Annotated in this window: 10 protein-coding genes; 1 reads left to right on the forward strand and 9 read right to left on the reverse strand. The window is 63.4% G+C overall.

Going from position 1 to position 11,553, the window contains the following annotated elements; genetic code table 11:
* The first annotated feature begins 49 nt into the window (after positions 1–49).
* Positions 50–844, forward strand: coding sequence for an SDR family NAD(P)-dependent oxidoreductase (locus CAG18_RS12985; protein WP_085721086.1), 795 nt, complete (start codon positions 50–52; stop codon positions 842–844).
* Positions 845–912: 68 nt separating this feature from the next.
* Here the strand turns inward: CAG18_RS12985 and CAG18_RS12990 are convergent, their stop codons facing one another.
* From CAG18_RS12990 to algG, 9 genes are all read right to left on the reverse strand, one after another.
* Positions 913–1,725 carry an SDR family oxidoreductase gene (locus tag CAG18_RS12990; RefSeq protein ID WP_061303674.1) on the reverse strand — a complete coding sequence of 271 codons (813 nt, stop codon included), beginning with the start codon at positions 1,723–1,725 and terminating at the stop codon, positions 913–915.
* A 150-nt stretch (positions 1,726–1,875) separates the two neighbouring features.
* The gene (locus CAG18_RS12995) at positions 1,876–2,340 is read right to left on the reverse strand and encodes a hypothetical protein (protein ID WP_015271749.1); all 465 of its coding nucleotides are present in this window, start codon (positions 2,338–2,340) and stop codon (positions 1,876–1,878) included.
* Between the two features lie 97 nt (positions 2,341–2,437).
* On the reverse strand, positions 2,438–3,892 hold the full coding sequence (locus CAG18_RS13000) for a mannose-1-phosphate guanylyltransferase/mannose-6-phosphate isomerase (protein WP_015271748.1): 1,455 nt from the start codon (positions 3,890–3,892) through the stop codon (positions 2,438–2,440).
* Positions 3,893–3,927: 35 nt separating this feature from the next.
* On the reverse strand, positions 3,928–4,575 hold the full coding sequence (locus CAG18_RS13005; RefSeq protein ID WP_013974158.1) for an alginate O-acetyltransferase AlgF: 648 nt from the start codon (positions 4,573–4,575) through the stop codon (positions 3,928–3,930).
* Between the two features lie 16 nt (positions 4,576–4,591).
* The gene (locus CAG18_RS13010) at positions 4,592–5,749 is read right to left on the reverse strand and encodes an alginate O-acetyltransferase (RefSeq protein ID WP_015271747.1); all 1,158 of its coding nucleotides are present in this window, start codon (positions 5,747–5,749) and stop codon (positions 4,592–4,594) included.
* A gap of 10 nt (positions 5,750–5,759) precedes the next feature.
* Entirely contained in the window at positions 5,760–7,217 is a 1,458-nt protein-coding gene (locus tag CAG18_RS13015) for an MBOAT family protein (protein WP_015271746.1), read from the reverse strand.
* A gap of 197 nt (positions 7,218–7,414) precedes the next feature.
* A complete protein-coding gene (locus CAG18_RS13020) occupies positions 7,415–8,518 on the reverse strand; it encodes a mannuronate-specific alginate lyase (RefSeq protein ID WP_013974156.1) in 1,104 nt (367 codons plus the stop codon).
* A 7-nt stretch (positions 8,519–8,525) separates the two neighbouring features.
* The gene (locus CAG18_RS13025; RefSeq protein WP_013974155.1) at positions 8,526–9,968 is read right to left on the reverse strand and encodes an alginate O-acetyltransferase; all 1,443 of its coding nucleotides are present in this window, start codon (positions 9,966–9,968) and stop codon (positions 8,526–8,528) included.
* A 13-nt stretch (positions 9,969–9,981) separates the two neighbouring features.
* Complete coding sequence (algG, locus tag CAG18_RS13030) at positions 9,982–11,541, reverse strand: mannuronan 5-epimerase AlgG (protein WP_039613017.1); 1,560 nt, start codon at positions 11,539–11,541, stop codon at positions 9,982–9,984.
* Between the last annotated feature and the right edge of the window lie 12 nt (positions 11,542–11,553).

Raw genomic sequence — 11,553 nt, forward strand, 5'->3', positions numbered from 1 at the left:
GGGCTGCAAAGCAGCCCCGGCAATTGTCCTGATTACCGAGGAGGCACAGATGCACATTTCCCTGAACGGCAAGCGCGCCATCGTCAGCGGCTCCACCGCCGGCATCGGCCTGGCCATCGCCATCGGCCTGGCCGAGGCGGGGGCCGAAGTGGTCCTCAACGGTCGCACCCAGGCCCGGGTCGACGAAGCCCTCAAAGTTGTGCGCGAGCGCCTGCCGCAGTCGCGCATCATCGGCATCGCTGCCGACCTGGGCACCCAGGCCGGTGCGCAGACGCTTTTCAAGCAGGTGCCGCACACCGACATCCTGGTCAACAACCTGGGCATCTTCGAGCCCAAGCCGTTCTTCGAGATCGAGGACGAGGACTGGCAGCGTTTCTTCGACGTCAATGTGCTCAGTGCCGTTCGCCTGTCGCGCCACTATGCCCCGGGCATGGCCGAGCGCAAATGGGGGCGAGTGGTGTTCCTGTCCAGTGAGTCTGCACTGCAGATCCCGACCGAGATGGTTCATTACGGCATGACCAAGACCGCATTGCTGGCGGTGTCGCGCGGGCTGGCCGAGACCCTGGCTGGCACTGGGGTGACGGTGAACTCGGTGTTGCCGGGGCCTACGCGTTCGGAAGGCGTGGGCGATTTCTTTGCCAGGCTGGCCGAGGAGCAGGGGGTGTCGACTGAAGAGCTGGAAGCCAACTTCCTGGCCGAGCACCGGCCGACCTCGCTGATCAAGCGGCTGGCGACGGTGGAGGAGGTGGCGAACATGGTGGTGTACCTGGCGTCGATGCAGGCCAGTGCCACTACCGGGGCTGCCTTGCGGGTGGATGGCGGGGTGCTGCGTTCCATTGCCTGATCTGTTTTGCCTGTGCTGGCCTCTTCGCGGGCAAGCCCGCGAAGAGGCCTGCACAGACAACCAATCAATCAGAGCGGGCGCAGCAGGCCAAACCGCTTGCGCAACGCCCAATCCAGCACCCGTCGCGGCAGTAACCGGGCCATCAACGGCAAAGCCGTACTGCCGTTCCCCAACCGCACCACCGCCGGCACCGGCGACTTCCCGACCGCCGCCAAAACGCCCTGGGCAAACACTGCCGCCGAGGTGGGCTTGTCCTGCGAAGCCCGTGCCCGTGCCTGCACGTGCTCGCGCAACGGCCACCACGCCGAATCCGCCGCCAGCACCTGCTCGGCCTGGCGCTGGGCATTGCTGGCGAACTGCGAGGCAATCGCCCCTGGCTGCACTTCCATAACCTGCACACCAAACGGCGCCAGTTCCAGGCGCAAAGCATCGCTCAGGGCATGCACGGCGGCTTTCGAGGCGCAGTAGGCGCCGGCGAACGGAGTGACCAGCACGCCTGATACGCTGCCGATGTTCACCACCAGGCCCCGTGAGCGGCGTAGCTGTGGGAACAATGCGCGGGTAACGCCGACCACGGCGAAGACATTGGTTTCGAACTGCTGGCGCAGGGCATCCACGCCGCCATCGAGCAGCGGGCCCATGGCGCCGTAGCCAGCGTTGTTGATCAGTATATCGAGGTTTTCCAGATCCTCGCCCAGGCGGGCCAGCGCCTCGCTGTCGTTCACATCAAGTTGCCGGGCGGTGAAGCCGGCGGCGTTCAGTTGCTCGACATCCTCAGGTTTGCGGGCGGTGGCCCAGACGTGGTGGCCGGCATCGCGGAAGGCGTCGGCCAGGGCGCGGCCGATGCCGCTGGAACAACCGGTGATCAGGACGGTGGGCATGGTTGAGGCCTGTGTCAGGGAGGATTGGTTTTTCCTGTGCCGGCCTCTTCGCGGGTAAACCCGCTCCCACAGGTACCCCACAGAATTTGAGACCTGTGTAGTCCCTGTGGGAGCGGGTTTACCCGCGAAGAGGCCAGTACAGGCGATAGATTAGTTGGCAAACGTACCTTGCAGATGCTCTGCACGAAACTCCAGGGTCTGCGGCCTGTACCCGGAGCGCAGTGGCGGCAGTGGCAGGCAGTCCTTCCACTCGGCCCCTGGCTGCAGTTCGCCCGGCCCACGGTAGCGCGGGGCGTTGTAAGTGTTCTCCGCCAGGTTCACGGTATCGCCCGGCGCATACGCCGCCACCCGCCAGCGCAGTTCGGTCAGCGGCACGTCGTTGCCGTTCTTCATGCGCACCTGCAGGGCACGGTCGGCGGGGCAGTGTTCGGGGGCGTAGGTCAGGCGTAGGTCCAGGCGGGCCAGTTGCGAGGTTTCGCGGGTGTCCTGCCAGACGACGAACAGGGCCACCAGGCCCAGGCCACAAACGGCTGCCAGCGAGATCGGCAGGGCCTTGGCCGGGTAGCGCAACAGCAGCACCAGCCAGGTGAGGATGAGGAAGGCACCGATGATCATGGGACGTGCAGACCTTGATTGCGCGGGGTCTGACCATCGTAGCCCGAAATGGAGAGTGGCTCAAAAAGCGGGGCCGCAAAGCGGCCCCAGGGTTGCATTACTGCGCGATGGTCTTCACCGAAACACCCCGTTCGATCGGAGTGGAGGTACGCCCGTAAACATCCTCGAAGCGCTCGATGTCATCCTCGCCGAGGTAGCTGCCGGACTGCACTTCGATGATCTCCAGCGGGATCTTGCCCGGGTTGCGCAGGCGGTGCACCGATGCGATCGGGATGTAGGTCGACTGGTTTTCGGTCAGCAGGAACACGTTCTCGTCACAGGTCACCTCGGCGGTGCCGGACACCACGATCCAGTGCTCGGCACGGTGGTGGTGCATCTGCAGCGACAGGCTGGCGCCCGGCTTGACGGTGATGTGCTTGACCTGGAAGCGGCCGCCCATGTCCACCGAGTCGTACGAGCCCCACGGGCGATACACTTCCAGGTGGTTCTGGGTTTCGCTGCGGCCCTGCTCGTCGAGGGTCTTGACCATCTGCTTGACGCCCTGGACCTTGTCCTTGTGGGCAATCATCATGGCGTCCTTGGTCTCGACCACCACGATGTTCTCCAGGCCGATCACCGACACCAGCTTGCCGTTGCCGTGGATCATGCAGTTGTGGCTGTCCTGCACCACCACATCGCCCTTGGTGACGTTGCCGTTGTCGTCCTTCTCGTGCACTTCCCACAGCGACGACCAGCAGCCCACGTCGCTCCAGCCGGCCGACATCGGCACCACGCAGGCGCGCTGGGTCTTTTCCATCACCGCGTAGTCGATGGAGTTGTCCGGGCAGCAGGCGAAGGTGGCTTCGTCGATGCTCAGCACATCACCGTCTTCCTGGCTGCGCTCCAGGGCCAGCACGCAGGTGTCGTAGATGTCGCCGTCGTGCTTCTTCAGCTCTTCGAGGAAGCGGCTGGCACGGAACAGGAACATGCCGCTGTTCCAGAAGTAGCCGCCGGCCTGGACGAACTCGGCGGCGCGTTTTTCGTCGGGTTTTTCGACGAACTGCGCCACGCGCGCCACGCCTTCAGGCAGCAGGGCGTCCTGGCTGGAACGGATGTAGCCGTAGCCGGTTTCCGGCTTGGTCGCCGGCACGCCGAACAGCACCATCTCGCCACGCTCGGCGGCCACGGTGGCCAGGGCCAATGCGCGCTGCAGGGCCTTCTGGTCATCGATCACGTGGTCGGCGGGCAGCACCAGCATCAGCTCGTCGCGGCCTTCGTTGACCAGTTTCATGGCAGCCATGGCCACGGCCGGCGCGGTATTGCGGCCGAACGGTTCCATCAGGATGCCTTGGGTTTGCAGCTTCAGTGCGGCCAGTTGCTCCTGGACGATGAACTTGTGGTCCTTGTTACAGACCACGATCGGCGTGTCCATGCCTTCGAACACCAGGCGCTCGAGGGTTTGCTGGAACAGTGTGTGTTCACCGGTCAGGGCCAGGAACTGCTTGGGGAACTGCTTTCGCGACAGAGGCCACAGACGGGAACCGCTACCACCAGAAAGAATTACCGGGATCATCATGTTTCTCCAATAGTCGTTGAGAGGCAGGGGAATCAGTTGCTAGCCACGGGGCGAGTTACCCACACCGGCGACAAGGCGTTGCCGGAACCCGTTACGTACAGCACTGCGGCTTCGCCGCGCTCCAGGGCGACGGGTTTGACGTCACCCACTTTCTTGTCTCCTTGGAACAGCGCCAGGTTGACCTTGACCGGGTTGATTTCGCGTTCGCCGCGGCCGTTGGCGGCCACCGGCTTGACCACTTCGGTCTTGCCGTCGGCGGTCTTCAGGGTCAGTTGCTGGTCACTCAGGTTCTGCACGCGAACCAGGGCTTTCTGCTTGTTCTTGAACGGCGGCTCTTCGATCAGCTGCGGGTTGCCGCTGGCGCTGTTGACCAGGGTGTAGTACTTGTCCGCAGCCAGCTTGACCGGCACGCTCTTGCCACCGACCTGAGCGGTGTAGTCACCCCCTGGCAGGAAGCTGAAGTCACTGCTGCCCTGTGCACCAACCTGTTTGATCTGGGTGTTGCCGACCGAAGCTGCCGCCGGTGCGCTGGAAGCGTTGTAAAGGCGCACGAAGGTCGAGCCTTTCGGCGCGCTCGGGCCATACAGTGCGGCGTCGGCGCCGGCGAAGGCCTGCATGGAGGCCAGGGACAGGCCGGCAGCGAGGGTGAGGGCTTTGGCAATGGAAGTCTTGGTAGTCATATGTATGTTCCTCTGATTAGTGGTTAGTCCGGGTGGACGACAAAGCCAGGTTTTCTTCGGATTTACGGGTGTTCTTCAGCTGGGCGATCCACTGTGGATCGAAGCTGCTGAGGTCGTTCTTCATTGGCAGATAACGTTCGGGGAATTCCCACACCACCACTTGGGGTGCGGCGTTCTTGAAGGCATCGCTTTGCAGGTACTTGAGCATCGGCAGCAGCGGGCCATGGCCGTCTTCGGCGTAGTTGGCCACATCGCTGCGCAGGGCCTGCTGCAGCGCGCCGAGGAAGTTCCAGTGCGGGTTGGCGCTGTAGCTGGTGCCCACCAGTGCAACCGGGATCTGCGTGTCGGCGAACAGTGCGTCACCGGCTTCACCTTCGGTCTCGACCGGGCGAGTGGTGCGCTGCTGCAGGTTGTCCGGGGCCGGCAGCAGGTTGCTGAACAGCGGGTCCAGTGGCAGGAAGTTGGTCAGGTCGCCCTTGTATGGCGCGGTGCTGCCGGCTTCGGTGATGAACGCCTGCGGGTCGCCGTTGAGCAGGCTCTGGCGGCTGACCGCTTCGGCCAGTGCCTGCGCAGCCACTTCGGCGCCCATCGGCGTCCAGTGGGTGTCGGTGCGCAGGAACACCTGGCCGCGCGCCTTGGCCTGCTCCATGGGTGCCAACAGGTCCGGGGCGAACACGTTGGCCTGGCGTGCCTGGGCATGGAACTGGTTGTACAGGTCGTCATGCAGACTGGTCGGCAGTTCCGTGCCCAGGTATTCGGCGTACACCCGCGCCTTGGCTGGCACGATCGCCAATACAAGCTGGCTGCCGTGCTGCTGCAGGGTGTCACGCACGCCACGGATCAGCGCCAGGTTTTCCTGCATCAGCTGCTCGGCACCGGCGGTGGGCTTGAACTCTTCGTCACTGAACAGCCACTGGTCGCGGCCCAGTACCACGCCGGGGCGGCCTTCGTTGAACAGCTTGAAGTCCATCGCCGCCCAAAGGTTGGTGCCCAGGCGCTTGATCGGGAACTGCTCGTCGTAGTGGGTCTCGGCAGCCTTGGCCAGCTTGCCGTTGAGCAGGGTCATCTGCTCGGTACGCTGGAAGCTCTGCAGGCCACCGGTGGACCAGACGCCCATGCCCACCAGCAGGCCGAGGAACGACAGCGAATAGGTAATGCGTAATGTCCGGGTCATGTCATCAACCTCAGAACTGGAAGTAAAGGAACGGCGAGTAGCTCTGCGCCGAAAGCTTGAGGATCGAGGCCACGAACAGCAGCAGCACCAAGGCGCGGGTCATCACCCGGGTCCAGTCCAGGCCGATCGAACCGTCGCTGTTGACCTGCACCGGGGTGGCCTTGGGCGTTGGCCGGGCGTTGCGGTAGAAGTCGCGCAGGCCGAAGAACGCCAGGGTGATGTAGGCGACCACCAGGGTGGCTACCTGCAGGCCGGTGAGCTGGGCACGGTTGAGTTCCGACAGCTGCCAGTCGCCGAAGCTGAACATGGCGCCGTACATGCGACCGGCCACTTCCAGGTTCTCGGCACGGAAGATCACCCAGCCGACCACCACCAGCAGGAAGGTGAATGCCCACTTCACCGGGTTGAAACGCTGCGGGTTGGTGTCGATGCCCAGCGCGCGCTCGATGGCCAGCCACATGCCGTGCCAGGCGCCCCAGATGATGTAGGTGAAGTTGGCGCCGTGCCACAGGCCACCCAGCAGCATGGTCAGGAACAGGTTGCGGTAGGTGTTGAAGGTGCCTTTGCGGTTACCGCCCAGGGTGATGTACAGGTAGTCGCGCAGCCAGGTCGACAGGCTGATGTGCCAGCGCCGCCAGAACTCGGTGATCGACTGGCTGATGTACGGCTGCTTGAAGTTCTCCATGAAGCGGAAGCCCATCATCAGGCCGAGGCCGATGGCCATGTCGCTGTAGCCGCTGAAGTCGAAGTACAGCTGCGCGGTGTAGGCCAAAGCGCCGAGCCAGGCATCCCCGGTGGTCGGGTTCTGCAGGGCGAAGCAGTGGTCGGCCACTACCGCCAGGGTATCGGCGATGAACACTTTCTTGATGAAGCCCTGCATGAAGCGGGTGCAGCCTTCGGAGAACTTGTCCAGGGTGTGGGTGCGGTTGTTGAACTGGTCGACCAGGTCCTTGAAGCGCAGCACGGGGCCGGCGATCAGGTGCGGGAAGATCGCCACGAACGCCGCGAAGTCGATCAGGTTGCGGGTGGCCGGGGTGTCGCCGCGGTACACGTCGATGATGTAGCTGATCGACTCGAAGATGTAGAACGAGATACCGATCGGCAGCAGCACGTGGGTGAGGATGAACGGCTCCAGGCCGAACGAGGAGATGATCGCGTTGAGGCTGTCGACGCCGAAGTTGGCGTACTTGAAGTAGCCGAGAATCGCCAGGTCCACACCGACGCCGAGCAGCAGCCAGCGCTGTGCCGGCTTGGTACGCACGCCGGCGGCGCCGACTTTCAGGCCGATCCAGTAGTTCCACAGGGTCACGCCGGCGAACAGGGCGAGGAAGTCGACCCGCCACCAGGCGTAGAAGATGTAGCTGGCGACCAGCAGCAGCAGGTTGCGATAGCGTTGCCCGCTCAAGTAGTACAGGCCGAGGAAGATCGGCAAGAACAGGAACAGGAACACGTTGGACGAGAAGACCATCCCGGTTCTCCTTTTTGTTCACAGCATCCGGGGCAAAGCGCCCCCCAAACCCCCCAGTGCAAGACTGGAAGGCAACCTAGTACCTCTGTGGGAGCTGGCTTGCCGGCGAAGCCTTGCCCAGCGGTAGACAGCGGCTGCTACGCAGCCCATCGCCGGCAAGCCGGCTCCCACAGGTTTCACCCCCACATTGGGGTGTGTTACTTCTTGCTCTCTGCGCTCGGGTCATAGACCCGGGTCAGGTCGCCGCCCAGCCGGAAGCTGTTGAACGGCTGCATACCGCGCTTGCGCTGCAGGGTGTCGCCACTGCACGCATACAGGCTGCAATAGGGCTCCATCCACGAGTACTTGCTGTCGATCTTCAGGTCTTTCATGTCCTGTTTCTCGCCATTGCGGGCCTTGAACGCGCTTGGGTCCTTCGAACCGTTCAGTACCCGCTGCGCCAGGCGCTGCAGGGCGTTGTTGTTCTCGCCGCGCACGTCCACGCCATTGACCTGGGCGAAGCTGGCGATCATCGTCAACGGCGGCAGGGCGTAGTTGTGGTAGGCCAGGGCGCGTTGCTTGCGCTTCAGTTCGTTGGGCAGGAAGCCCTGCTCGTCTACCTGGTTGGCGCCAACCCTGTATTCCTTCACGGCCCAGTCGAACAGGTCGCGACGGTCGGTAGCCACGGCGGTGGCCATTACCGCCCAGGCCGCCCAGTAGCTGTGGTTGTTGATCTTCTCCAGTGGCAGGTCGCTCCAGTCGCGCACGGTCTGCTCGGCCAGGCGGGCGAACCATTTTTCGATCAGCTCGGCCTCGGCCTGGTGCGCGGCCAACGGCTGCGAATTGGAGAACTTCAGGCGCAACCACGAACCACTCATGCTGCCCAGCGCCCATTTGCGCATCGACTTGCCGGTGTGGTTGTAGTCGGTGGACATCAGCGCATCGGCGCGGGCCCAGCTGCCCAGCCAGGCCAGGGTGCAGTCGAGTTGCGCCGGGCGGCCGTCACGCATGTACTGGCCGATCATCTTGCTCACGCCTTTCTCAAGGGTGGTGATGTCTTCGGTGGACTTGCGAAAGGCCTTTTCCGAGTCGGCGTTGAGTGTTGCCCGCGCCTTGTCCGAGCCTTCGTATTTGCTGCGGAACTGCAGGGCACCGGTATACGGTTTGGGGGCAGCTTCGCAGCGGAAGTTACCGTCGCCGGTCTTGAGCTTTTCGATCCCCTCGTAGTAACCCTGGGGCGGTACCAGCGCGGCGTGCGCGGCACCGCCGCACAACGCCAGGGCGAGCAGGGCGGGGCGGGAAATTCGCTTGAACGGGATCATGGTCGCCTCACTGGCCGGCCTGCGCGGTCTGCGCAGGCACGGCGAAGTTGTTGCGTTTGCAAAGCTTGGCTTCGACCTTCTGGGTACCGCTTTCCGGTCCCTGCACCTCGAACGCCAGCAGGCTCTGGCTGGCCCAGTCCTCGTCTTCGCGCATCTGGAAGACGAAGCGGCCGTCGGTGTCGGAGGTTTCCGGTTTTTCCAGCTTGATGTCCTCGTGGCGGCCGTTGAGGTACCAGAGGGTGGCCTGCAGCACCTTCACCGACGGGTCTTCGAACTTGATGTCCATCTGCATGTTGCGGTTGATCAGGTCTTTGATCACGCCGCCCTTGCCATTGACCATCAGCTCGTTCTTGCCGGGCTTGAGGGTGGCGCTGGCGCTCATCAGGGCCGGGCGGTCATCGCAGCCGTCGTCGAGCAGGCCAAGGATTTGCCGCCAGATGGTTTCCTGGTCCAGGCGATACAGCGGGGAGAATTCCCAGATCAGGATCTTCGGCGGGTTCTTCTGGAATTCTTCGCTGCCCAGGTACTGGATCATCGAACCTTCCAGGCCACCACCAGGGAAGGCCACGTTGAGCACGTCGGCGCCGATGTACTGCTCGAGGAACCCGGAGAAGTTGTAGTTCTTGCCACTGTGGCTGGTGCCGACCAGGGTGATCTGCGCGTTGCCGCCGTCACCGAACAGGTCGTCGCCGCCACCGGTGGAACCTTTCGGCTCGGTGGCGAACTGGTCCATGTATTGGACGGCATAGCTGGTGCCGCACAGCTGGCCGGCCACGTTATGCAGGGTGCCGGTCTTGCCCATGCGCCCGGATTTTTTCGTTTCGAATTCCTTGCGCGGGATGCCTTCGAAAGCCGGCATCTTGTGCACGGTATCGGCCACGATCCTGGCCGCGCGCTCGGCGCCGTAAGGCGTCCAGTGCTGGTCGCCGCGGAAGTAGAAGTCCTTGCCCTGGTCGGCAGCGGCCAGCTGTTCGTTGGTCAGCGGCGACAGGTCGGGCACGTTGTAGCCCATGCTGGCAAAGCGCTTGAGCATGGCCTGGTAGTTGCCCAGGGCCTTCTGGTAGTCGAAGGCAGCCTTTTCCGCCGGGTTGAGCATGTTGCGGTTCACCAGGCCGCGGGTCGGCTGGTACACCACCACCAGTTCCACGCCGCGCTTCTTGAATGCGTCGTGCACTTGCTGCAGGCGCTTGTAGCCGGCCGGGGTGGTATTGAACTCGGTGCGCAGGTCTTCGCGGGTACGGAACAGCCAGTCGCCCTTCGCCTGCACCAGCGTGGTGAAGTTCTGCTGGTAACGGGTTGTGTAGCGGCTTGGGTCATGCGCTTCAGGGCACAGCTGGCAGCAAGGCTCGGCGCTGAAGGTGGGGGCCTTGACGTCTTCGGCGCGCACGCCCTGGCTGATCGCCAGAAGTGCGGCGGACAGGCCCAGCAGTTTCATCAGATGTGGAGTCATGGTCTGGGCTTCCTTAATCGATCATTTCGGTCTGGCGTTCGACCGGGTCGATCAGCACAGCCTTTTGCTGGCGTACCAGCAGGTCGAGGATTTCGTCCTGGCGTTCGCCGAGGATGCCGTTCAGGCTGATGCCGTTGGCCTTGCGCGGGGCTAGCATGGATACCTTGTAAAGCTCGACCGACAGCGGCGAGTCGATCGACAGCGGGCCCGAGCCGTTGGCCGCCAGTTCGCCACCGACCAGGATCAGCGACACCTTGGTGTCGAACGGGTCGAGGGCGATGTCGCGGTCGGTGTTGGACAGGTCCTTGATGTGGCCGTACACGCCGACCAGGCCGTTGGCCATTGCGACGTTTTCGTACAGGCGGATGTTCACGCTGTTACGCACGCGGATGCCGTGGCGGCGGTTGTTGATCAGCTTGTTGCCCCAGATCAGGTTGTCGCCACTTTCGTACAGGGTGATGCCGTCGGTGTGGTTGCGGTAGATCTCGTTGTAGGCAATCAGGTTGTTGACGCTGTTACGGTCGATCACCACGCCCGAGAGCTTGTTGTCGAAGCTCTTGTTGTTGATGATCCAGCTGTCGTTGACCTCACGCGAGACGATGATGCCGTGCTTTTTCTTGGTGCCGTACACCGTGTTGCCGGCGATGATCAGCCGGTGCGAGCGGTCGTGCGGGTCGATGCCGTAGACGATGTTGTCGCGGTAGGTGCTGTCCTTGACCACGAAGTCCTGGGTCTCGTAGCAGTAGAAGCCGTACCACATGTCGCTGAACTCAGAGCCGATGATCCAGCCGGTGGGTTCCGGGCGGCCCATGCGCTTGGCCATGTTCGGCGTGTACTGCGAGATGCTCACGCCGTACGACTTGGACTTGGCGTAGCCGAAGCTGGCCATTTTGGTGTTGACGATGTAGGTCTCGGTACCGCCCCACGACAGCAGGAACGGGCGGAACTCCTTGGGCGAGCGGAAGGTCGCCGGGCCGTTTTCCTTTTCCCGCCAGCCGGTCACCTGGGTGTCGGTGACGAACAGCTTGCCGTCGTTGACCAGGAACGAACCGCCTTCCTGGGACAGGCGCAGTTGCTTGACCTTGCCGTCGATCTCGAGGATGCCCTTCTGCCCGACCACGATCGGCAGGCGCGCCAGGTACACACCCGGCTCGACTTCGCTGAGGTACTGCTTGGGTACCTTCTTGCTCAGCTCGACCAGGTCGACATGGCCGTCATCGACGAAGATCGCCTGCGGAATGCCATGCTGGCGCTGGACCCACTCGGCCGCCTTGTTGTCGCCGCCAACGAATTCCTTGAGGGTGTCCTCCTGGAACATGCGGCGCAGGCTGACCTTGCCTTTGTGGCGACGGTCGATTTTCTTCTGCACCGCCTCGGCGGTGTAGCCGGTCAGGTCAGGCAGCTTCGGCGGGTCCATGTGCAGCGGCTCGACCGGTGCACTGGAGACCGTGTAGGTCTTGGCCTGCTGCAGTTCCTTGGCGATCACCTGGGGCTCTGCGGCAGCGACCAGGCCACTGGCCAGCAGCAGGGCGCTGGCCAGGAGGCTGTGACGTAAGTGCGGGTGAAGGTTCATCAGGGTCTCCCG

The sequence above is a fragment of the Pseudomonas sp. B22(2017) genome (assembly GCF_002113105.1).
In the GTDB taxonomy this organism is placed as follows: domain Bacteria; phylum Pseudomonadota; class Gammaproteobacteria; order Pseudomonadales; family Pseudomonadaceae; genus Aquipseudomonas; species Aquipseudomonas asiatica.